At 71.8% G+C, this 22454-nt stretch carries 19 protein-coding genes; 9 read left to right on the top strand and 10 right to left on the bottom strand.

Translation table 11 applies throughout. The features are described 5' to 3' along the window. Positions 1-106: 106 nt before the first annotated feature. Positions 107-874 (bottom strand): enoyl-ACP reductase FabI, encoded by a 768-nt coding sequence (fabI, locus tag F0L68_RS01455; protein WP_149847548.1) that lies wholly within the window; start codon positions 872-874, stop codon positions 107-109. A gap of 46 nt (positions 875-920) precedes the next feature. Continuing rightward, positions 921-1625 carry a beta-ketoacyl-ACP reductase gene (locus tag F0L68_RS01450; protein WP_149847547.1) on the bottom strand — a complete coding sequence of 235 codons (705 nt, stop codon included), beginning with the start codon at positions 1623-1625 and terminating at the stop codon, positions 921-923. A 132-nt stretch (positions 1626-1757) separates the two neighbouring features. On the opposite strand from F0L68_RS01450, the gene F0L68_RS01445 reads away from it, so the two are divergent. Continuing rightward, on the top strand, positions 1758-4619 hold the full coding sequence (locus F0L68_RS01445; protein WP_149847546.1) for an FAD-binding and (Fe-S)-binding domain-containing protein: 2862 nt from the start codon (positions 1758-1760) through the stop codon (positions 4617-4619). 119 nt (positions 4620-4738) lie between these two features. Here F0L68_RS01445 and F0L68_RS01440 read toward each other — a convergent pair whose 3' ends face one another. Further along, on the bottom strand, positions 4739-6226 hold the full coding sequence (locus F0L68_RS01440; RefSeq protein ID WP_149847730.1) for an MFS transporter: 1488 nt from the start codon (positions 6224-6226) through the stop codon (positions 4739-4741). Positions 6227-6302: 76 nt separating this feature from the next. Here F0L68_RS01440 and F0L68_RS01435 point away from each other — a divergent pair, with 76 nt between their 5' ends. After that, complete coding sequence (locus F0L68_RS01435) at positions 6303-6683, top strand: MarR family winged helix-turn-helix transcriptional regulator (protein ID WP_223198404.1); 381 nt, start codon at positions 6303-6305, stop codon at positions 6681-6683. A 115-nt stretch (positions 6684-6798) separates the two neighbouring features. Here F0L68_RS01435 and F0L68_RS01430 read toward each other — a convergent pair whose 3' ends face one another. From F0L68_RS01430 to F0L68_RS01415, 4 genes are all read right to left on the bottom strand, one after another. Continuing rightward, positions 6799-7203, bottom strand: coding sequence for an STAS domain-containing protein (locus F0L68_RS01430; RefSeq protein ID WP_149847544.1), 405 nt, complete (start codon positions 7201-7203; stop codon positions 6799-6801). A 161-nt stretch (positions 7204-7364) separates the two neighbouring features. Continuing rightward, a complete protein-coding gene (locus tag F0L68_RS01425) occupies positions 7365-7868 on the bottom strand; it encodes a LeuD/DmdB family oxidoreductase small subunit (RefSeq protein ID WP_223198403.1) in 504 nt (167 codons plus the stop codon). Next, on the bottom strand, positions 7865-9133 hold the full coding sequence (locus F0L68_RS01420) for a 3-isopropylmalate dehydratase large subunit (protein WP_149847543.1): 1269 nt from the start codon (positions 9131-9133) through the stop codon (positions 7865-7867). Before F0L68_RS01420 ends, F0L68_RS01425 begins: the two co-directional genes overlap by 4 nt. After that, positions 9111-10334, bottom strand: coding sequence for a LeuA family protein (locus tag F0L68_RS01415; protein WP_188316328.1), 1224 nt, complete (start codon positions 10332-10334; stop codon positions 9111-9113). Before F0L68_RS01415 ends, F0L68_RS01420 begins: the two co-directional genes overlap by 23 nt. Before the next feature lie 513 nt (positions 10335-10847). Here F0L68_RS01415 and F0L68_RS01410 point away from each other — a divergent pair. From F0L68_RS01410 to F0L68_RS01400, 3 genes are read left to right on the top strand one after another with little or no spacing between them, the layout of a single operon-like run. Further along, positions 10848-11855, top strand: coding sequence for a TauD/TfdA family dioxygenase (locus F0L68_RS01410; protein WP_149847541.1), 1008 nt, complete (start codon positions 10848-10850; stop codon positions 11853-11855). 4 nt (positions 11856-11859) lie between these two features. After that, positions 11860-13755: an FAD/NAD(P)-binding protein gene (locus tag F0L68_RS01405; RefSeq protein WP_149847540.1), complete on the top strand. Its 1896-nt coding sequence runs from the start codon at positions 11860-11862 to the stop codon at positions 13753-13755. Next, a complete protein-coding gene (locus F0L68_RS01400; protein WP_149847539.1) occupies positions 13752-14933 on the top strand; it encodes a pyridoxal phosphate-dependent aminotransferase in 1182 nt (393 codons plus the stop codon). The genes F0L68_RS01405 and F0L68_RS01400 overlap by 4 nt, the downstream gene beginning before the upstream one ends. 14 nt (positions 14934-14947) lie before the next feature. Here the strand turns inward: F0L68_RS01400 and F0L68_RS01395 are convergent, their stop codons facing one another. Beyond that, entirely contained in the window at positions 14948-15532 is a 585-nt protein-coding gene (locus F0L68_RS01395; protein ID WP_149847538.1) for a cysteine hydrolase family protein, read from the bottom strand. 41 nt (positions 15533-15573) lie between these two features. Between F0L68_RS01395 and F0L68_RS01390 the strand changes: the two genes are divergently transcribed. Then, the gene (locus F0L68_RS01390) at positions 15574-16950 is read left to right on the top strand and encodes an FAD-binding protein (protein WP_149847537.1); all 1377 of its coding nucleotides are present in this window, start codon (positions 15574-15576) and stop codon (positions 16948-16950) included. Positions 16951-16989: 39 nt separating this feature from the next. On the opposite strand, the gene F0L68_RS01385 is transcribed toward F0L68_RS01390, so the two are convergent. Further along, positions 16990-18333, bottom strand: coding sequence for an MFS transporter (locus tag F0L68_RS01385; RefSeq protein WP_149847536.1), 1344 nt, complete (start codon positions 18331-18333; stop codon positions 16990-16992). Between the two features lie 180 nt (positions 18334-18513). On the opposite strand from F0L68_RS01385, the gene F0L68_RS01380 reads away from it, so the two are divergent. From F0L68_RS01380 to F0L68_RS01370, 3 genes are read left to right on the top strand one after another with little or no spacing between them, the layout of a single operon-like run. Further along, positions 18514-19173, top strand: a complete 660-nt coding sequence (locus F0L68_RS01380) for a response regulator transcription factor (protein WP_149847535.1) — start codon at positions 18514-18516, stop codon at positions 19171-19173. A gap of 11 nt (positions 19174-19184) precedes the next feature. Beyond that, positions 19185-20591: a sensor histidine kinase gene (locus F0L68_RS01375; RefSeq protein WP_149847534.1), complete on the top strand. Its 1407-nt coding sequence runs from the start codon at positions 19185-19187 to the stop codon at positions 20589-20591. A gap of 40 nt (positions 20592-20631) precedes the next feature. Continuing rightward, positions 20632-21597: a TAXI family TRAP transporter solute-binding subunit gene (locus tag F0L68_RS01370; RefSeq protein WP_149847533.1), complete on the top strand. Its 966-nt coding sequence runs from the start codon at positions 20632-20634 to the stop codon at positions 21595-21597. On the opposite strand, the gene F0L68_RS01365 is transcribed toward F0L68_RS01370, so the two are convergent. Continuing rightward, positions 21576-22454 (bottom strand): RNA-guided endonuclease InsQ/TnpB family protein (locus tag F0L68_RS01365; RefSeq protein ID WP_223198402.1); only part of this gene is annotated, 879 nt, incomplete at its 5' end. The two genes, F0L68_RS01370 and F0L68_RS01365, sit on opposite strands and share 22 nt — an antisense overlap.

The following is a 22454-nucleotide window of genomic DNA, read 5'->3' as shown; positions in this document are numbered from 1 at the left end:
GCGGAAAACGCAGTCCGGGACGCGAAGCGACCTCGGACCGTGCCCGGTCGGGCACGGTCCGAGGTCGGGAGCCGCGACGCGCCGGCGGCCGGGCCGCCGGCGCGGATCACATGCCGGTGGCGTGCAGGCCGCCGTCGACCCACACCATCGAGCCGGTGGTGGCGGGCAGCCAGTCGGACAGCACGGCGCAGATCGACTTGGCCACCGGGGTGGCGTCGGTCAGGTCCCAGCCGAGCGGCGCGCGCTCGGTCCAGGCGTCCTCGAGCCCGCTGAAACCGGGGATCGACTTCGCGGCCATCGTCCGAACCGGACCGGCGGCGACGAGGTTGACCCGGATGCCCTTGGGACCGAGGTCGCGCGCGAGGTAGCGGGTGACGGACTCGAGCGCGGCCTTGGCGACGCCCATCCAGTTGTAGGCGGGCCACGCGAGCCTGGCGTCGAAGTCCATGCCGACCACGGAGCCGCCCGGCTGCATCAGCGGCAGGCAGGCCATCGTCAGCGACTTGAGCGAGTACGCCGACACCTGCACGGCCGTGGCGACGTCCTCCCACGGCGCGGCGAGGAAGTCGGCGCCCAGCGTGGTCGGCGGGCCGTAGGCGATCGAGTGCAGCACGCCGTCGATGCCGTCCATGTGCTCACGGACCTTGTCGGCCAGGCCGTCCAGGTGCTCCTGGTTGGTGACGTCCAGCTCGATCACGGGAGCCGGGGTCGGCAGGCGCTTCGCGATCCGCTCGACCAGGCTCATCCGGCCGAAGCCGGTCAGCACGACCTGGGCTCCCTGCTCCTGCGCGACGCGCGCCGCGTGGAACGCGATCGACGCGTCGGTGATCACACCCGTGATCAGCAGGCGCTTGCCTTCGAGCAGTCCACTCACTTAGGTCCTCCGTTGGTGTGTTCCCAGGTCGTGCACAAGAAAGTCATCAGTGGCCCATGCCGAGGCCGCCGTCGACGGGCAGCACCGCGCCGTTGATGTAGGCGGCGTTGTCGGAGGCCAGGAAGGCGACGGCGGCGGCGATCTCCTCGACCGAGCCGTAACGGCCGGCCGGCACCCTGCCGAGGAACTCCTTCTTGACGTCGTCCGGCAGGTCGGCGGTCATGTCGGTGGTGATGAAGCCGGGGGCGACGACGTTGGCGGTGATGTTGCGCGAGCCGAGCTCGCGGGCGATGGACCGGGCCATACCCACCAGGCCCGCCTTGCTCGCCGCGTAGTTGACCTGGCCCGCCTGGCCGGTCATGCCGACCACCGAGGAGATGAACACCATCCGGCCCCACTTCTTGCGCAGCATCCCCATGGACGCGCGCTTGGCCACCCGGTAGGCGCCGGTCAGGTTGGCGTCAAGGACGTTGGTGAACTGGTCCTCGGACATCCGCAGCAGCAGGGTGTCGTCGGTGATGCCGGCGTTGGAGATCAGCACCTCGACGGGACCGTGCTCCGCCTCGACCTCCTTGAAGGCGGCGTCGATCTCGGCCGCGTCGGTGATGTCGCACCGCACGCCGAACAGGCCATCGGGCGCGCCGGAACCCCGGTGCGTCACCGCGACCTTGTCGCCGTTGTCGGCGAAGGCCCTGGCGATCGCCAGGCCGATGCCGCGATTGCCGCCAGTGACCAGAACGGACCTTGCCACGCGCTGCTCCTGTTCATCGGTGCTGGTGATCGACCGTGAGGTTATCCGTTACCACCTGGTACCCAGGAACTCGGCTCGGATCCGTGGGCGCACGTCACACCGAGAACGGTCCGGATGCGGTAGGAGTGGACCGTGGAAGCCTTGTCACGGACTCTCGTCGCCGCGCTGCGCACCGAGGTGGCCGGCGACGTGCTCGCCGACGCCGGCAGCCGCGCGGTGTACTCGGTGGACGCCTCCAACTACCGACACGTGCCCACGGTGGTGGTGCGCCCGCGTTCCGTCGACGACGTGCACGCCGCCGTCGCGGTCGCCGCGCGGCACGGCGTGCCGATCACCAACCGGGGCGCCGGCACCAGCGTCGCCGGGAACTCGACCGGCTCGGGGCTGGTGCTCGACTTCTCCCGCTACCTCGACCGGGTGGTCTCGGTCGACCAGGACCGCCGCCTGGCCACCGTGCAGCCGGGCGTGGTGCTCGACCGGCTCAACGACCGGGCGCGCCGGCACGGCCTGGTGTTCGGCCCGGATCCGTCCACGCACAGCCGCTGCACGCTCGGCGGCATGATCGGCAACAACGCGTGCGGCGCGCACTCGGTGGCGTGGGGCAAGACCGTGCACAACGTGGAGTCCCTCGACGTGCTGCTGGCCGACAGCACCGCGCTGACGGTCGGCCGCACCGACGCGGCCGAGCTGGCCGGCCTGACGGCCAGGAACGACCGGGTCGGGCGGCTGTACCGGGACCTGGTGGCGCTGCGCGACGAGACCGTCGACACCGTGCGGGCCTTCCCGACGCTGACCCGGCGGGGTTCCGGCTACAACCTCGACGAGCTGCTGCCCGAGCGCGGCTTCGACCTCGCGCGGGCCCTGGTCGGCTCGGAGGGCACCTGTGTGACGGTGCTCGGCGCGACGGTCCGGCTGGTGCCGGCGCCGGGCGCGCGGGCGCTGGTGGTGTTGGGTTTCCCGGACACCTACGCGGCGGCCGACCAGGTGCCGGCGCTGGACGGCCTCGACCTGCTCGCGGTGGAGGGCATCGACGCAGGCCTTGTCGCGGTGGTGCGGCGGCGCGATCCGGGGTCGGCGGCGCTGGGGTTGCTGCCGGAGGGGATGAGCTGGCTGTTCGTGGAGACCGGCGGCGCCGACCGGGCGGAGGCGGCCGACGCCGCGCGCCGGGTGGTGCTGGCCATGCCGGCCGCCACGGGGTCGGTGGTGCTGACCGACCCGGCGCAGCAGCGGGTGTTGTGGAAGATCCGCGAGGAGGGCGCCGGCCTGGCGACCAGGATGGCCGACGGCTCCGAGGCGTGGTCGGGGTGGGAGGACACCGCGGTGCCGCCCGAGCGGCTCGGCGTCTACCTGCGGGAGTTCGACGCGCTGCTGGCCAGGCACGGCCGCAGGGGCATCACCTACGGCCACTACGGCGAGGGCTGCCTGCACGTGCGGATCGACTTCGACCTGCGCAGCGCGACGGGGGCCGCCGGCTACCGAGCGTTCCTCCAGGACGCGGCGGACCTGGTCGTCTCGCACGGCGGCTCGCTGTCCGGGGAGCACGGCGACGGGCAGGCCCGCTCGGAGCTGCTGCCACGGATGTACCCGCCCGACGCCATCGCCGCGTTCGGCCGGTTCAAGGCCGCGTTCGATCCGGACGCCCTGCTGAACCCCGGCCGGATCGTGGACCCGCTGCCGCTGGACCGGGACCTGCGCGTGCTGGTCGCGCCCGCGCGCATCCCCAGCCGCGCCGAGCTGGCGCTGCGGGCCGACGGCGGCGATGTCGCGGCGGCGACGCGGCGCTGCGTCGGGGTCGGCAAGTGCCTGAACTCCTCGGGCGGGGTGATGTGCCCGAGCTACCGGGTGACCAGGGAGGAACGGCACTCCACCAGGGGCAGGGCGCGGCTGCTGTTCGAGATGCTGACCGGGGACGTGGTGCGCGGTGGTTGGCGCTCCCGCGAGGTGCGCGACGCGCTGGACCTGTGCCTGTCCTGCAAGGGATGCAAGCGCGACTGCCCGGTCGACGTGGACATGGCGACCTACAAGGCGGAGTTCCTGCACCGGCACTACAAGCGCAGGCTGCGGCCGGCCGCGCACTACTCGATGGGGTTCCTGCCGCTGTGGCTCGCGCTCGGCCAGCGGGTGCCGCGCCTGGTCAACGCGATCACCGGCGGGCCGTTGGGCTGGCTGGTCAAGCGCGTCGGCGGCATCGCGCGGGAACGCGAGATCCCCCGGCTGGCGGCGCGGTCGCTGCGGTCCTGGTTCGCCGGCAGGCCCGCGTCGACGGGCGAGCGCCGGGTGCTGTTGTTCCCGGACACCTTCACCAATCGCTTCGATCCCGAGGTCGGCCAGGACGCCGTCGCGGTGTTGGAGCGGCTGGGCTGCGGGGTTGAACTGCCCAGGAGCGCGGTGTGTTGCGGGCTGACCTGGATGTCCACCGGGCAGCTCGGCGTGGCGCGCGGGGTGTTGCGGCGCACGGCGCGGACGCTGCGGCCGTGGACCAGTGCCGGGGTGCCGGTGGTCGGGTTGGAGCCGAGCTGCACAGCGTTCCTCCGCTCGGACGCGCTGGAACTGGCCGGCGACGACGAGGACGTGCGGGCTCTGGCCGGGTCCGTGCGCACGTTCGCCGAGCAGGTCGCGCCGGACGCCGAGCGGCTGGCGCCCGCCGAGCCCGCCGCGAGGCCGTCGCCTGCCGTGGTGCAGTTGCACTGTCACCAGTACGCCGAGCTCGGCTCCGACGCGGACCGGACAGTGTTCGCGGCGGCCGGGCTGGACGCGACCGTGCTCGACGCGGGGTGTTGCGGGCTGGCCGGCAACTTCGGCTTCGAGCGCGGCCACTACGAGGTGTCGATGGCCTGCGCCGAACAGGCGTTGCTGCCGGCGGTGCGGGCGGCCGACCGGGACACCGCGGTGCTCGCAGACGGGTTCAGCTGCCGCACCCAGCTGCGCCAGGCCACCGACCGCGAGCCGGTGCACCTGGCCACCGCGCTGGCCCGCGCCCTCGGCCTGCGCTGAGCCGAGGCCGGCCCGGCCTGGACTCGGGCCTGCCGTGACCAGGGCCTGCCGTGATAGGCAAAGGGGCCTGCTCGCGCCCCCGTGCGCGAGCAGGCCCCCACCCCCAGTGGACCGGAGGGTTATCCCGCGGACACCGGCACGGCGTCCTCGACGGACCCGGCGGGCACGGCGGCCTGCGCGGCCCGGCGGCGGCGCAGGCCGAACAGCGACACCAGGGCGCCGATCACCGCGATGCCGGTCACCACGGCCAGCGCCGGGTGGACGCCGGCCGAGAGCGCGGCGGGGCCGGTCGTGCCCTCGCCCGCGTTGGCGGTGACCACGGCCGTCGTGATCGCCAGCACCACCGCGCCGCCGATCTGCATCGACGTGTTCACCAGGCCGGACGCGAGGCCCTGCTCGTCGTCGGCGACGCCGTCGGTGGCCTGGATGTTCAGCGACGAGAAGGTCAGCGCGCAGCTGATGCCCAGCAGCAGCATGCTCGGCAGGATCACCGCCGCGTAGCTCGGCGCGTCGCCCGCGCGCAGGAACAGGGCGTAGGCGGCGACCAGGGCGACGAAGCCGACGAAGATCAGCCTGCCGGTGCCGACGCGGTCGACCAGCGAGCCCATCTTGGTCGACGCGAACGCCACGATCAGCGCGGCCGGCAGGAACGCCAGCGCCGTCTGGAGCGCCGTCCATCCGAGCAGGGTCTGCATGTACTGGGTGACGACGAACTGGAAGCCGACGTAGGAGCCGAAGAAGATCACCGCGCCGAGGTTGGCCCGCACCAGCGTGCCGGAGCGGAGAATGCCCAGTCGCACCAACGGATGCGCGGTGCGCCGCTCGATGATCACGAACGAGACGAGCAGGGCGATGACCACGACGAAGGAGATCACGGTCTGCGCCGAGAGCCATCCGACGCTCGGGGCCTGCACCACGGCGTAGACGAGCAGCAGCATGGCGGCGGTGGCGGTCACCGCGCCGGCCACGTCGTAGCCGCCGACGGCCCGGTCCTCGGCGTGCTCCCTCGGGATCAGCCGCAGGCCGGCGACGAGGGCGATCAGCGCGATCGGCACGGGCAGCAGGAAGGTCCAGCGCCAGCCGACCTCGGTCAGCAGCCCGGACAGGACGAGGCCGAGGGAGAAACCGCTGGCGCCGCAGGCGGTGTAGATGCTCAGCGCGCGGTTGCGGGCCGAGCCCTCGGCGAAGGTCGTGGTGATGATGGACAGGCCGGCCGGGGCGGTGAAGGCCGCGCCGACGCCCTTGATGAAGCGGGTCGCGATGAGCAGGGTCGGGTCGCTGACCAGGCCGCCGAGCAGCGAGGCGACGGCGAAGGCCGCGAGCGCGATCAGGAACACGCGGCGGCGGCCGAGCAGGTCGGCGGTGCGCCCGCCGAGCAGCAGCAGGCCGCCGTAGCCGAGCACGTAGCCGCTGACGATCCACTGGAGCGAGGACGTGGACAGGCCGAGGTCGTGGCGGATGGACGGGAGGGCGACACCGACCATCGAGATGTCGAGGCCGTCGAGGAAGAGCGCTCCGCACAGCACCACGAGCGCGCCCCAGAGCTTCGGGCTCCAGCGCTCGCCTGTGGCCGGAGCGGTCGTTGAGGGGGTCACGGAAGAGAACATTCCATGCATCTGCATCTAGTGCAAGTGCATTTTATTCAGTTGCACATAGTGCTCGTGCATCTGCTAGGATGCGGTGGTGACCGACACAGACGTCGTGAACGCCTGGCGTGAGCTGTTGAGTCGACACGCCTCGACGTGGTGCGAACTCGACCGCGAGCTCAACGAGCGCTACGGCCTCGGGGCGAGCGAGTTCGAGGTGCTGGACCGCCTTGCCGAGGGCGTCAAGGACGCGTACCGCGTCCAGGAACTCGGCGCCATGGTGTTCCTCAGCCAGAGCGCGCTGTCCCGCCTGATCGGACGGCTGGAGACCAAGGGCCTCGTCGTGCGCAGCATGTGCGACAGCGATCGGCGCGGCATCTCCGTGTGCCTCACCGACGCGGGCCGCGAGCTGTACGCCGCCGCCAAGCCGACGCACCGCAGTGTGCTGGCCGCCAGCTTCGCCGACGCGCCCGCCTGACACAACCGGTTTTCGGCCGGGTGGCGCGGGGTCGAGCGTTCGACGGCCCGACCCCGGCCATCAGACAGGCTGGGCAGCGGTGCGGCGCGCGATCACCCGGCGCGGCACGGAGGGTTCAGCGGACCGACACGGTCAGCGCGTCGATCATCGAGCGGAACACCGCGAGCCCGAGGCTCCTCGGCACCCTGGACAGCAGGGCCATCGTGGCCGCCGAACTCGCCACCACGCGCACGCCGTGGCCGCGCTCCCTGGCGTGCCGGTCGGCGAACACGATGGCGCCAAGGCCGGCGACGCCGAGATAGTTCACCCCGGTCAGGTCCACCACCAGCAGCGGCCACCGCTCCACGGCGGCGACCAGCAGCCCGGCCAGCTCGTCCCGGCTCTGGCCGGAGATCTCCCCGGCCACCCGGACGATCACCCCGCGCTCCCCTTCAAACGCGCGAGTGGTCATCAGGCGGCCGCCAGCGCCGTCCGTCGTTCTCTCCAGGGTGGCGCCCCACTCCGGTGTCTGCTCAGCCATGTCGTGGTCCGTCTCGTCCGCGCGGGTCAGTGCCACGGGATACCCCGGCCGACCCCCGCGCAAACCACCGATCGACGAATTTCTGCCACATCTCCGCCGCGCCCGGGAGTCCCCGCCGCCCAGGACTCCCGGCGCGGGCCCGGCCGAGCGCCGGCGTCAGATCACCGCGCGGCGTCGGAACCGTTCGGCAGCAACGAGAGCAGGCCGCCCGCCGCCCAGATCCGCCGCACGAACGCGCCGGGCTGGTCGAGCGGGATCCGCACGCCGTCCTCGGTGACCAGGGTGGCGTCTTCCAGGTTCACCGTCACGTGCTGACCCTGCCGAAGCGACAGCAGGTCCTCCTGCCGCGTGAAGGTGAGGCAGGGCAACCCGTTGTTGGTGGCGTTGCGGAAGAAGATCCTGGCGAAGTCGACGGCCAGCACCGCGCCGACGTGGTTGAGCTTGATGGCGCGCACCGAGGTCTCCCTGCTCGACCCGCAGCCGAAGTTCCTGCCGGCAACCAACACGTCGCCCGGCCGGATCTCCTGCTGGATCTTCGGGTCGTACCCGTGGAACAGGCCGCGCCTGACCTTGTCCGGATCGAGGCTGTAGAACGCGGGCGGATGGATGACGTCGGTGTTGACGTCGTCGCCGAACAGCCAGATCCGACCGCTGATCTCGTTCACCGCGCGCCTTCGTTCCGGTACAGGTCGGGGCCGATGCGGCCGAGCAGCGCCGCCCGCGCGACGGTGCGCGCGCTGGCCAGGTAGGTGCGGCTGTCCCAGTGGCCCATCCTGCCTCGGAAGTTCCGGTTCGAGGTGGACACGCAGACGTCGTCCGCGCCGAGCACGCCCTTGTCGATGCCGCCGCACGCGCCGCAGCTGGAGTGGTTGAAGGTCGCGCCAGCGTCGGTGAGGGTCTCCACGTAGCCCGCGCGCAGCGCCTGCTTGAACACCTCGACCGAGGCCGGGATCACGATGAACCGGACCGCCGGATGCACGGCCCTGCCCGCCACCTCCTCGGCGGCGTCGCGGATGTCCTCCAGCCGCCCGCTCGAACAGGAGCCGAGGAACGCGGTGGAGATCGACACGGACTCGACCTCGCTGACCGGCACGACGTTGCCCGGCGAGTACGGCCTGGCGATCCGCGCGTCCAGCGCGCTGAGGTCGATGTCGAGTACCCGCTCGTACACCGCGTCCGCGTCGGGCAACACGGGCGTGGCGAGCAGTTCGCCGTCGCGTCGCACGCAGTAGTCGGCGGTGACCTCGTCTGGCACGAACACGCCGAACTTCGCGCCGAGCTCGACGGCCATGTTGGCCACGGCGAAGCGGTCGTCCTGGGAGAGCTTGGGCCGCGACTCGTCGTGGAACTCCAGGCAGCGGTACTGGGCGCCGCTCTCGCCGAGCAGCCGCAGCAGCTCCAGCACGATGTCGCGGCCGCTGGAGGTCGGCGGCAGCTCGCCGTGGAAGCGCACCGCGATCGTCTCCGGCCGGCGCAGCCAGGTGGTGCCGGTGACGAGGGTGAACAGGATGTCCGTCGCGCCCATGCCGGTGGCGCAGGTGCCGATGCCGCCGCCCATCACGGTGTGACTGTCGGCGCCGACGACGAGTCCGCCCGGCTGGCAGAGCCGGTGCTCGACGAGGAGCTGGTGGCAGATCCCCCTGTCCAGCATCAGGTTCGTCACCTGGTTGTCCCTGGCGAAGCGCAGGAACTTGTTGGAGATGTCGGCGTACTCGATGGTCGACGGCGGGGAGAAGTGGTCGTTGGTCAGCAGCACCCGGTCCCGGTCCCAGATGGTCAGGCCGCGCCGCTCGAAGTCGTCGATGAGCAGCGCGGTGGTCGCATCGTGGCCAAGCACCGCGTCCACCCTGACCAGGCGGTAGGCGGCCGTGCCGTCGTCGTCCGCGCTGTGCGCGTCGATGACCTTGTCACTGATGGTCCTGCCGGCCACGGTCCTCCTCAACACGCCGTCGGTACCCACTGATCAGCACGTCCTCGGGAACGCCCGCCAGCGCCGCCGAGGTGAACTCCTCCTTGGCCAGGAACGCCCTGTCGTGCCCGGTCTTGTCCCGCTCGTCGGCCACGCACTTGAGCTCCCGCAGCAGCTCGTGCGCGGTCGCGTCGTCGCACTCGGCGCCCGCGCGGCCGAGGATGTGCCGGACCAGCGAGGTGCCGCTGTGCTTGCCGAGTACGTAGGCGCGTTCGCCGCCGGTCCACGACGCCGGCAGGAACTCGTAGCTGGCGGTGTTCTTCAACATGCTGTCGACGTGGAGGCCGGACTCGTGCCGGTAGACGTTGAACCCGGTCACCGGTTTGGTTGCGCTCATGTGGATGCCGCTGATCCGCTCGACCAGCCGGGACAACGCGGGCAGGCTCTCGGGATCCACGCCGTGCTCGATGCCGTGCAGGTGGGTCAGCGCGGCGAGGCACTCGGCGAGGTCGGCGTTGCCGGCCCGCTCACCGATCCCGTTCACCGTGCAGGTGATGGCCCGGGCGCCCGCCTCCACCGCGGCGAGGGTGTTCGCGGTGGCCAGCCCGAAGTCGTTGTGCGCGTGCGTGCAGATCGCGACGGCCGGGTCGAGCCGTTCGGCCAGGAAGCGCACCAGTTTCCGCATGCCGGCGGGGTGCGCGCAGCCGACCGAGTCGGCCAGGATCAGCCGCGCGGCCGTTCCGTCGCTGCACACCTCGTCGACCAGCGCGGCCATGTGCTCGGGATCGGCCCTGGTGGCGTCCTCGAAGACGACGTTGAGGCCCATGCCCCTGCCGAGCACCTCGCGCGCGCCGGCCCGCATGATCTCGCTCGCCTGATCCCGAGTGATGCCAAGGGTTTCCCGCAGCCGCAGGTCGCTGGTCGGCATGAACATGAAGACCTCGTCGGCACCCGCCTTCTCGGCCGCGGCGACGTCCTGCGGCAGGGGCCGCGCGGTGGCGCCGATGCTGGCGCGCACGCCGCGGTGCCGCATCTCCTGCATCGCCTCGAGATCGGCGCCGGAGGATGCCGGGAAGCCGGCGTCCAGCACGCGCACCCCGGCGGCCGACAGCGCCTCGGCGAGGTGGACCTTCTCCTCGACCGTGAACCACACGCCCGGCGTCTGCTCGCCGTCACGCAGTGTGCAGTCGATCACCTCGACCGAGGCGGGATGGTGTGACATCGACTCGGATTGTTGATCGTTCATACTCGCGTCAAACTCGCGCGGCAGTCACTCGGAATGGCACAGAAAATCCCTTTTCGAGGTACGATGATTGGTTTCGGACGTCCTATCATCGACGGTGACGATAGCGCCGAGGCCCCCAGGCCACCGTGATCAAACCCCACCGAACAGTCGTCGTCAACACCGTGCAGGAAATACGGCCGAATGGCCGAAAGTCGATCTACGACGGCTGATCACGGATCTGGAAAGGGCATTCCCGCACGCCCCGGTCGCCGATGCCGCGACGGGTCGCTACTGGGCCGAATCGCGCCTGCAACATCCGCCAGAAGCGACAATTGCCCCAATCGTGCCGCCTCGGCGGATCCGGCAGCAGTCCCATCATCCCATCGTCTCCGATAACAACTAGATAACTGTCTCCGCGAATACGTGGCCTCGCTTTTAGTCGATAAGGCACAAAGTATGGCGCGACATCGTTCCCCGTGCGCCGAGCCGACACGTTTGAGAAAGACGGTCATGCAACCTTCCCATGTCTTCACCGACAGTCAGCGCGACGACCTGCGTGCCGCGCTGGAGACCGTCGACAAGAATCCGTACGGCGACTACTCTGTGTTCTCTCGCGCCGTCGCCGATGTGATCGACAGAGGTCAGGTCCCGCGTTTTCTGTTCGAGGTGACCGAGCGGATCCGCACGGACCGGGAACAGGGCGTCTCGGCCGCGCACGTCCTGCGCAACTGCCCCGTCGACCAGGTCGTCCCGGTGCTCGACCAGGAGGACCCGCTCGCGGACAAGTACGCCAAGAAGAAGACCTTCGTGGCCGAGGCGTTCCTCGAGCTGTTCGGCCAGCTGGTGGCCACCCCGCTGCTGTCCTACGGGGCCAGGTTCAACGGGGACTTCTTCATCGACGTGATCGCCATCAACCGCTACCGGGGCAAGCAGACCGGGTTCAGCGACGGCGAGCTCGCGTTCCACAACGACCGCACCGCCCACCCCGTCCGCGCGGACTACATCACGCTGCTCGGCATGCGGTGCCCGGACGGCGACTTCACCTACACCAGCTTCGTGGACGGCCGCACCCTACTCGCCGGGCTGAGCGAGCAGGACCAGCACACCCTTCGCCTGCCCTACTTCGTCACCCCGTTCGACGTGCTGTCCAAGGACAACAACCGGACCCTCACCGTGTCCGAGGCGCACCCCATCCTGGAGAACGACCACAGCGTCCGCTACGTGGACACCCACACCACCGTCGCGGCCGACGCCCCGGCCTCGGCGAAGAACGCCTTGCTGGCGTTGAAAAACGTCCTGGTCAGGTCGGAGAAGCAGCGGCACCGCATCCGCACCGGCGACCTGTTCACCTTCGCCAACCAGGACGGCCTGCACAGCCGCGAGCACATCGAGATCAACGACCCCGAGCGAGCCCGCACGCGCTGGCTGCTCAAGACTTACGCGTTCCGCGACCGGGCGGCGGCCGACCGGCACAACGGGCGCTGGCAGGACGGCGTCGTCGGCCGGATCGGCGACTGACGCGGTGCGCGAGCGAACAGTTCAACTCAGCGCGCCTCGTGCCGAATCGGCGTACCGCGTCGCGGTGGTCGGCAGCGGCCCGAGGGGGCTGATGGCGGTGGAGCGGATGGCCGCCAGGCTGGCCGAGCGGCCGGTCCGGCGGCCGGTGGAGATCCTGCTGATCGACGCGGTCGAGGTCGGCGCCGGCCGGATCTACCGGACGAACCAGCCGCCCTGGTTCCTGCTGAACACGGTGGCCGGCATGGTGTCCGCGTTCTCCGGACTGCCCGACGACGGCCCGACCAGGGCGGGTTCCGGCCCTTCGCTGTACGAGTGGTGGCGGACGATCGACCCGGTCAACGCCTCGCCGGACGGCTACGCGGCGCGCGCCGACTACGGCCGCTACCTGCGTTTCGTGCTGGACGCGGTGGAGGGCGGGCTGCCGGACACCACGACGCTGCGCCGGATCCGCGCCAGGGTGGCCGACCTCCAGTCGACCGGCACCGGCTACCTCCTGACGCTGACCGGCGGCGAATCCCTTGCGGTGGACCGGGTCGTGCTCACCACGGGACACTCGCAGCCGGAGCTGACCGGGCCGCTGCGCGACCTCGCCGAGTTCGCCGCCGACCGGCCCCGGCTGCGCTACCTGCGGGGCGACTCCGCGGCGGACATGCCGCTCGACGCGATCCCGGCGGGCACCCCGGTCGGCGTGCTCGGCCTTGGCCTGTCCTTCTACGACGTGATGGCCGCGTTCAGCCTCGGCAGGGGCGGCCGGTTCACCGAGGCGGACGACGGCGGGCTGCGCTACCACCCGAGCGGCCGGGAACCGGTGCTGGTGGCCGGTTCGCGCAGCGGGATGCCGCTGCCGGCGCGCGGATGCAACCAGAAGCCGCCGAGGTTCGGCTACCGGCCGGTGCTGTTCACCGAGCAGCGCGTGCGGCGGAACTCCGTGCGAGCGCTGGACTTCCGGGCCGACGTGCTGCCCTGGCTGCTGGCCGAGATCGACCTCGTCTACTACGCGACCGCGCTGCGGCAACGGTTCGACGCCGCGCGCGCCGCCGCGTTCACCTCGGCGGTCGCCGCCCGCGCCGAACTGCCCGACGTGGTGGCGATCGCGGCCGAGCACGGCATCGCGGACCTCCCCCGGCTGAACCTCGACGCGCTGGCCCGGCCGTTCGCGGACCGGTCCTTCCCCGACCGGCCTTCCTTCGAGCGGGAGCTCGCCTCGATCATCCGGCGCGACCTGGTGGACGCGGACCGGGGCAACGTGGACTCGCCGCTCAAGGCGGCCCTCGACGTGCTGCGGGACTGCCGGCGGTTCATCTGCCAGCTGGTGGACTACTCGGGCCTCACGCCGTCCTCGCACCGCGACGACTTCCTCGGCTGGTACGTCCCGCGCAGCGCGTTCCTCGCCGCAGGGCCGCCATCGAGCAGGCTCCGGCAGCTCCTCGCGCTGATCGAGTGCGGAGTGCTGCGGGTGATCGGACCGAGGGCGCGGTTCGCCTGCGACGCCGCCAGCGGCCGCTTCACGGTGTCCTCCCCGCAGGTCGCCGGCGCCGAGGTCGCGGTCGACGTGGTGATCGACGCCCGCATTCCGTACCCGGACCTGCCACGCGACCTCAGCCCGCTGACCCGCAGGCTGCGCGAGCGCGGCATCTGGACCGGCTACGTCAACGGCGACGGCGCTGAGGCGTTCCACACCGGCGGCGTCGCGGTCACCGGCAGCCCGTACCACCCGGTCGCGCGGGACGGCGAGCCGGACACGGGCCTGTACGTGGTGGGCATCCCCACCGAGCACACCCGCTGGTTCATGCAGGTCGGCAGCAACCGGCCGGGGCTGTGGGGCGACTTCGTGCACGACTCCGACGCGATCGCGGCCGACGTCCTCGCCGCCGCCGACTGGGAGCGGGTGAGCGCGTGAAGTCCCGTGCGGCGCAACGGTTCGCCGGGTTGACGAGATCCGCGACGGTGGCCATACACGACCTCGTGCAGGACCTCCGTGCCGGCGGGGCGCGGATCCTCGACCTCGGCGGCGGGCAGCCCGACGTCGCCACGGCCGGGCACATCGCCGCCGAGGCGGCGGCCGCGCTCGAAGCGGGCTTCACCCACTACACGGGCAGCCGCGGCCTGCCGGAACTGCTGACCGCGATCGCCGCGAAGTTGGCCAAGGACAACGGCATCGCCGTCGATCCCCGCACCGACGTCATCGTGACGCCGTCGGCCAAGCACGCCCTGTTCGTGTCCATGATGACCATCCTCGACCCCGGCGACGAGATCCTGGTCCCGTCGCCGGGCTGGGTGAGCTACACGTCGATCGCGCACCTGGTCGGGGCCCGCGCGGTTCCGGTGGAGCTCAGCCCCACCAACGGTTTCCGCATCACCAGGCGGCTGCTCGACACCTGCGTCACCGACCGGACCAGGGCGATCCTGGTCAACACGCCGACCAATCCGACCGGCAACGCGCTGCGGCGGGAGGAGGCCGAGGACATCGCGGCCTTCGCCGCCGAGCACGACCTGTTCGTCGTGGCCGACGAGATCTACGAGAAGATCATCTTCGCCGGCCGCAAGCACCTGAGCCTGGCCGCCCTGCCGGGGTGCGCGGACCGGACGCTGACGGTGAACGGGTTCTCCAAGAGCTACGCCATGACCGGCTGGCGCCTCGGTTACGTCGCGGGCCCGACCGACCTCATCGGCGAGGCGGTCAAGGTCCAGGAGCACACCGTCAGCTGCGCCGCGTCCTTCGCCCAGCGCGGCGGCATCGCGGCGCTGACCGGCGGACAGCAGTTCGTCCTGGACATGGCGCAGGAGTACGGGCGGCGGCGGTCGCGGACGGTCGCCGCGCTGGCCGCCATGCCGGGTGTCGAGTGCGCGGATCCCGACGGGACCTTCTACGCGTTCCCCGACGTGCGCGGCGCGGGCTTCGCCGACTCGGCGGAGTTCGCGAAGTGGCTGCTGCGCACGGCCGGGGTGGCGGTGGTGGCGGGCACGGCGTTCGGGCCCGGCGGCGCCGGACACGTCCGGATCTCCTTCGCCGCGGCGCCTGCCGTGCTCGACGAGGCGCTGGACCGGATGGCCGCAGCCCTGGCCGACCGCGCGTGACCCGCGAGCGCCCGTCAGGCGGGCAGCGCCTGCTCCACGGTCGTGATCGTCGCGGTGCGGCGCAGCACGGACAGGGCCGCCTCGTGCAGTTCCTGGTCGGCCGTCGCGGTGGCGTCCTCCAGGACCTCGATCCGGTAGTCCCGGTCGTGCCCCTCGCGCGCGGTCGAGAGCACCACGAGGTCGGTGGTGACGCCGGCGAGCAGCAGGGTGTCGACTCCGCGCGCCTCGAGCAGCTCGGCCAACTCGGTGCCGTGAAAGGGACTCACCCTGCTCTTGCGCACCACGGGCTCGCCGTCGGCCGGCCGCACGGCGTCGTGCACCTGCGTGCCCCAGGTGCCCAGCCTCGGCACCAGCTCGTCTGGCACCACGCCGAACAGCGGCGAGTCCGCAGGGAAGTCCGAGAGATCCGGCGAGAAGCCGATGACCACGTAGATCACCGGAACACCGGCCGCCCGCGCGCGCCCGACCGCCACCGCCGCGCGGTCCAGCACGCCACGGTCGGTCGCGTGCGCGAGCGGGCCGGAGGCGGCCAGCGTGCCGTCGGGGTGCACGAGGTCGTTGATCAGGTCGAGCACCAGGAGTGCCGAACGCGGGTGCATTGTCGCCAGTCCCCAACCGCTGCGTCGATACGATGTGACGCATGAACATAGCCGGTGTTCCGCCCGTTTCGGGGCCGAGCGAGGGAAGTCGGCCGCCCGCGCTGGACGGCGAGCTCACCGACGATCCCGACGCGCTCGACGCGGCGGCGACGGACTTCGGCGGGCTCGTCACCAGGCAACCGCGCTGGGTGGCGCGGCCGGCGTCGACGGCCGACATCGCGGCTGTCGTCCGCTGGGCGGCCGGTCTCGGGCTGCCGCTCGCCGCGCGGGGACAAGGTCATTCGGTGTACGGCAGGTCGCTGGTCGAGGACGGCGTCGTGCTCGACCTGAGCGGTTTCCGGACCGTGCACGAGGTCGGCGGCGACCGCGTGGTCGTCGACGCGGGGGCCACCTGGGGCACGGTGCTCGCCGCCACCCTGCCGCACGGTCTGACACCCCCGGTGCTGCCCGACTATCTCGAACTCTCCGTCGGCGGCACGGTGTCTGCGGGCGGCATCGGCGGCACCACCCACCGGCACGGCGCGGCGAGCTGTCAGGTCATCGAACTCGACGTCGTCACCGGCGACGGCAGGGCCCTGACCTGTTCGCGCGACCGGCACCGCGACCTGTTCGACGCGGTGCGCGGCGGGCTCAGCCAGTGCGCCGTCATCACCAGGGCGACCCTGCGGTTGGTGCCGGCGATGGACCGGGCGCGCCAGTACACGCTGCGCTACCGCGACCTGCCCGCGCTGACCGCCGACCAGCGGCTGTTGCTTGCGGCCCAACGGGTCGACGTCGTGCAGGGCGCCGTTCTGGTCGACGGCGATGGCTGGCGGCACCAGCTGGAGGCCGCGGTCCTGCACTCCCAGGACGCGCGGCCCGACGACGACCTCGTGCTCGCCGGGCTGTCCGACGAACGCGCCGACGCCGCGATCACCGAACTGTCCTATGTGGACTTCCTGAACCGGCTGTCCCCGTTGGAGAAGCACCTGCGGTCGATCGGCCGGTGGTCCGATCCCCATCCGTGGTTCACCTCGTTCGTCGGCGGTTCCGCCGTCGACGACCTCGTCGGCGGCGTCCTCGCCGACCTGACCGGCGCGGACCTCGGCGAGTTCGGCCGGATCGTGCTGTCCCCGCTGCGCGCCGACCGGTTCGCCACTCCCCTGCTGCGCCTGCCGGACGAGGACGTCGTCTTCCAGTTCAACGTGCTGCGCTTCCCGCCGAACGACGCCGAGCTGGCGCGGCGGATGGCCACGGCCAACCGCGCGCTCTACGACCTCGTCCGCGCCACGGGCGGAACCGGCTACCCGGTCAGCGCGGTCGCGCTCGCGCAGGCGGACTGGGCCGCGCACTTCGGGCCGGCCTGGCCGGGATTGCGCGAGGCGAAGGATCGCTTCGACCCCAGGCACATCCTGGCTCCCGGCCAGGGGATCGGCTGAGCTCGGCCGCCGTGCCGGCGCACGGCGGCCGACGCGGGCTCAGCCTTCGGTGACGGTCGCGGACCCCTGCTCCAGCCGGGAGTCCTTGGAGGTCTCCCGCATGAAGAAGTAGACGACCAGCGAGATCAGGATGCACGCCGAGACGTACCAGTAGAACAGCGGTTCCCTGCCGGCCTGCTTCAGCGAGAGGCCGATCGATTCGGCGGTGCCGCCGAAGATCGCCACCGTCAGCGCGTAGGGCAGGCCAACCCCGAGCGCGCGGATCTTCGTCGGGAACAGCTCCGCCTTGACGATCGCGTTGATCGACGTGTAGCCGGTCACGATCAGCAGGCCGGCCAAGATGATCAGGAACGCGGCGAATGAATTCTTCGTGCCAGCCAACAGGGTCAGCAGCGGAACCGTCAGGATCGTGCCGAGGATGCCGAAGCCGAACAGCAGCGGCTTGCGGCCGATCCGGTCGGAGAGCTTGCCGGCCAACGGTTGCAGCGCCGCGAACACCAGCAGCGCGAAGAACATGATCCAGGTCGCGGTCTTGGCGTCGATGCCGCTGGTGTTCACCATGAAGTTCTTGGCGTAGGTGCTGTAGGTGTAGAAGGCAACCGTCCCGCCGAGGGTCAGGCCGACCACCAGCAGGCACTCCTTGGGGTACTGCAACAACACCCGCAGCGTGCCGCGCGAACCCGGCGCCTGCGCGCCCTTGGCGGTCTCCTGCTGGTAGCTCTCCGACTCGTCCATGCCCCGCCGCAGCCACATCACGGCCAGCGCGCCGAACGCGCCGACGCCGAACGCGACGCGCCAGCCCCAACTGGTCAGCTCGGGCTTGGTCAGCCAGCTCTGGAGCACCAACTGCACGCCAAGGGCGATGAGCTGCCCGCCGACCAGCGTCACGTACTGGAAGCTGGAGTAGTAGCCGCGCTTACCGGGGGTGGCCACCTCGGACAGGTAGGTCGCCGACGTCGAGTACTCGCCGCCGACCGACAGGCCCTGCAACAGCCTGGCCAACAGGAGCAGCACGGGCGCGGCGATGCCGATCGACTTGTAGCCCGGCGTGAAGGTGATCATCAGCGAGCCGAGTGCCATCAGCAGCACCGACACCGTCAGCGCGTTGCGCCGCCCGAACTGGTCGGCGAACCGGCCGAGCAGCCAGCCGCCGATCGGCCGCATCAGGAAGCCGACCGCGAACACCGCGGCCGTGTTGAGCAGCTGCGCGGTCTGATTGCCGTCCGGGAAGAACACCTTGGAGAAATAGATGCTGAACGCGCTGTAGGCGTACCAGTCGTACCATTCGATCAGATTGCCGAGCGAACCCCGGACCACGTTCGCCGTGACCCGCCGATCACCCCCGGCCAGGCGCTGTCCTCGCTGACCCGCCCCAACTGTCATTTCCAGCCTCCTCGCGTGACGGCCCTCACCTTCGGCACCAACGCGACGCGGGGCAAGGCGGCGCGGCAAGACCTTGCACTGCCTTAGGACGGAGACCCCGCGCGACGCGGTCCCCGGCCCGCGCCGGTGGTCTACTGGTGTCTCGCGTTGTCGGTGCGGTCGGGTGGAGAGGATGTCGCGGTGCGGGTGCTGATCGTCGAGGACGACGACGGGGTCGCCGGCGCGCTCGTCGAGGCGCTCGGCGCGCATGGCCACATCCCGACCAGGGTCCGGCGCGGCGCGGACGCGCTGACCAGGCACCGCGACGCCGACCTGGTGCTGCTGGACCTCGGCCTGCCCGACGGCGACGGCCTCGAGGTGCTGCGCAAGCTCCGCAGGGTCGACGCCGTGCCGGTGCTGGTGCTCACCGCGCGCGCCGACGAGCGCACCATGGTCCGCGGCCTGCGGCTCGGCGCCGACGACTACCTGGTCAAGCCGCCGCGCCTGGCCGAGCTGCTGGCCAGGATGGACGCGGTGGCGCGCCGCGCGGCCAGCCGGACGGCGCCGGTCGGCCGCACGGTCCGCGTCGCCGACGTGGAGATCGACCTGGACGCCCGCCTGGTCCTGGTGGGCGGCGCGGATCCCGGGCTGACCACCAAGGAGTTCGACGTGCTCGCGGTGCTGGCCAGCCGGCAGGGCACGGCGGTGAGCCGCCAGCAGCTGATGGACGAGGTCTGGGGCGACGCCTACCTCGCGGTGTCCCGGTCGCTGGACGTGCACCTGACCCAGCTGCGCGCCAAGCTCAACCGCCCCGGCCTGATCGTCACGATCCGCGGCTTCGGCTACCGACTCGGTACTTGAGGAGCCTCAGGGTGCGCAAACGCCTGCTGGTGGTGCTGTTGCTGTTCTCGGCGACCGCCGTGACCGCGTTCGCGCTTCCACTGCTGACCAGCACGGCGGCCGAACGCACCCAGCGGTTCGTGATCGACCGCACCGCCGACGTCGACCGGTTCGCCGCGCTCGCCCAGCCCGCCACCGGCGGCGGGGACGCCGGCCAGCTCAACGCCGAGGTGCGCGCCTACACCGACCTGTACGGCGATTCGGTGGTGGTCGTGGACGCGCGGCGGCGCCCGGTGGTCGAGTCCGGCGGCCTGCGCGCCACCGACCCGTCGCTCGCGCCCCGGTTGGACGCGGCGCTGCGCAACCAGGCGGGCCAGCCGGTGGCGACGGTGCTGCCGTGGTCGCGGGAGGACGTGCTGTTCGCGCGGCCGGTCGGCACCGGGACGCGGGTCACCGGGGCGGTGCTGCTGCGCGCCTCGGTGCGGGTGGCGGCCGGCGACGTGACGCAGCGGTGGGCGCTGGTGCTCGCGGGCGCGCTGACCGCCGCCGTGGCGTCCGTGCTGCTGGTGATGGTGGTCGCCAGGTGGGTGCTGCGGCCGCTCACCGAGCTGGAGCGCGGCGTGCGGGCCGTGGCGGCCGGTCAGCGCGCCGCGCACGTCGGCGTGACGGCCGGGCCTCGGGAGCTGCGCGCGTTGGCCGGCTCGTTCAACCGGATGTCTGACGCGGTGACCGAGGCCGCCGACCAGCAGCGCAGGCTGGTCGCCGACGCCTCGCACCAGCTGCGCAACCCGATGGCCGCGCTGCGGCTGCGGATGGACTCGCTGGCCGGCCGGGTCGCCGACGAGGGACAGCGGACCTACCACTCGGCGGTGACCGAGGTGGAGCGGCTGGAGTCGTTGCTGGACGGGCTGTTGGCGCTGGCTTCGGCGGAGAGCGCCGGCACGGCCCTGGCCGCCGGCCGGCACGAACCGGAGTTCGCGGACGTCCGCGCGGCGCTGGTGGAACGGGTGGACGCCTGGCAGCCCGCCGCCGAGCAGGCGGGCGTGCTGCTGTGCGTGCCGGAGGACGGCGGCCTGTCGATCCTCGCGCACTGCTCCGACTCGGACCTGACCCAGGTGTTGGACGTGGTGCTGGACAACGCGGTGAAGTACGCGGGCCGGGGCGCGCGGGTGCGCCTGACCTGTTCGGCCGACCGCACGGCCGAGATCGCCACGGTGGTGGTCGCCGACGACGGTCCCGGACTACCGGCCGACGAGCTGGCCAGGGCCACCGAACGGTTCTGGCGGTCCAGCCGCGACGGCGGCGCGCGGGGCACCGGCCTCGGGTTGGCCATCGCCGACAAGTTGGTGGCGGCGCGCGGCGGCGGACTGGACGTCCGCGCGGTCGAGCCACACGGCCTCGCCGTGCACGTCCGCCTCCCACTGGAGCCAGCCCTGTGAACCCGACCAGAAGATCGGTGCTGCGGCTGGAGCCAGCCCTGTGAACCCGACCAGGAGATCGGTGCTGCGGCTGGCGATCGGCGGCGCGGCGGTCGCGCTGCTGCCCGCACTGGGTGGCTGCGCCGACAGCGAGTACCGGGGCGCGCCGCGCGCCCTGGTGATCGCGGCCGGCGAGGTCGGCGGCTTCTACCTCGACTTCGCCAGGCTCCTCGCCGCCGAGCTGAACCGGGCGGAGCCGAACCTGCGCTGCTCCGCGATGGAGACCTCGGCCAGCCAGGACAACCTGAACCGGGTGCGCGCGGGCGGCGCGGACCTCGGGCTGGTGTTGGCCGACACCGCGCTGGCCGCCTCGGCCGGCACCGCGCCGTTCGACCAGCCGGTGCCGCTGCACGCGCTCGGCCGCGTGTACGAGAACTACATGCAGCTGGTGGTGCGGGCCGACTCGCCGGTGCAGGCGGTCGAGGACCTGGCCGGCCGGTTGGTGTCGCTCGGCGCGCAGGGCTCCGGCGCGGCCGTGGTCGGGGCCAGGATGTTCGAGCTGCTCGGGCTGGCCGCGAGGGTGGAGCACCTGTCGCTGGCCGACGCCGTCGCCGCGCTCGGCGCGGGCCGGATCGACGCGCTGCTGTGGTCCGGCGGGGTGCCGACGCCGAAGCTCGCCGAGCTGGACGAGCAGGTCGGCATCCGGCTGCTGCCGCTCGGCGAGGCGTCCGACCGCCTGCGCGCCAGGTACGGCGCGGTGTACGAGCAGGCCCCGGTGCCGTCCGGGGCGTACCGGCTCGTGCGCGAGGTGCCGACGGTCGGGGTGGCGAACCTGTTGGTGTGCGCGCCGACGCTGCCCGATGAGATCGCCGCCGCCGTGGTGCGGGTGCTGGTGCAGCAGTCCGCGCGGCTGGTGCCGGACCAGGCGTTGGGCACCCAGTTCCTGGACGTGCGCACGCTGATCGGCACGGCGGGGCTGCCGCTGCATCCCGGCGCGGCGGCCGCCTACCGCCGCCTGCACGGTTGACATCCTCTCCGTCTAAGGACGGAGATTCCCTCCACGCCGCGCGTGGACCGCGCGGCGTCCGGGTGGGTTACCGTTTCGCCGCGCGGTACCGGGACGAGTCCCGGTCTTACCCGCGCTCCACGGTCGTTGAAGTCCGCCTGCCCGGCGGCCTTGATGTTCCTGGCGGCATTGACGTCCCGATCGTGAACCGACTCACATGGGCAAGTCCACAACCGGACGTCGAGCGCCATCTTCTCATTGACCCTGCCGCAGTCCGAACACATGCGGGTGGACGGCAAGAACCGGTCCACCCTGGCGAAGGCGCGCCCGTAGCGGGCGGCCTTGTACTCCAGCATCGCGGTGAAACCGGCCCAGCCGGCGTCATGCACGGACTTGGCCAACCGGGTCCGGCCCAGACCGGCCACACACAGGTCCTCGACATACACCGCTTGGTTGTCGCGGATGATCGCCGTGGACAGCTTGTGCTGCCAGTCCCGCCGCGTGTCAGCCACCCGGGCGTGCGCCCGAGCGACCTTCACGACGGCCTTCTTGCGGTTCTGGCTGCCCCGCTTCTTGCGGGACAGGGCTCGTTGCAACCGTGTGAGTGCGCGGGCCGCGCGGCGCAGGAACCTCGGCGCCGTGACCTTCGTGCCGTCGGACAGGACCGCGAAATGCGTCAACCCCAGGTCGATACCGACCTCAGAGGCGGCCGGCGGCAGCGTCTCGCCTTCGCCGGTCTGGACCACGAACGAGGCGAAGTACCGTCCCGCCGCGTCCTTCACGATCGTGACCGGGGACGGGTCCGAGGGCAGGGGCCGCGACCAGCGCACCCGCAGGTCACCGACCTTCGGCAACCGCAGCTTCCCGTTGTCCAGGAT

The organism is Solihabitans fulvus (assembly GCF_008386585.1).
GTDB lineage: Bacteria > Actinomycetota > Actinomycetes > Mycobacteriales > Pseudonocardiaceae > Solihabitans > Solihabitans fulvus.
This window is presented reverse-complemented; position numbering and strand designations above follow the sequence as displayed.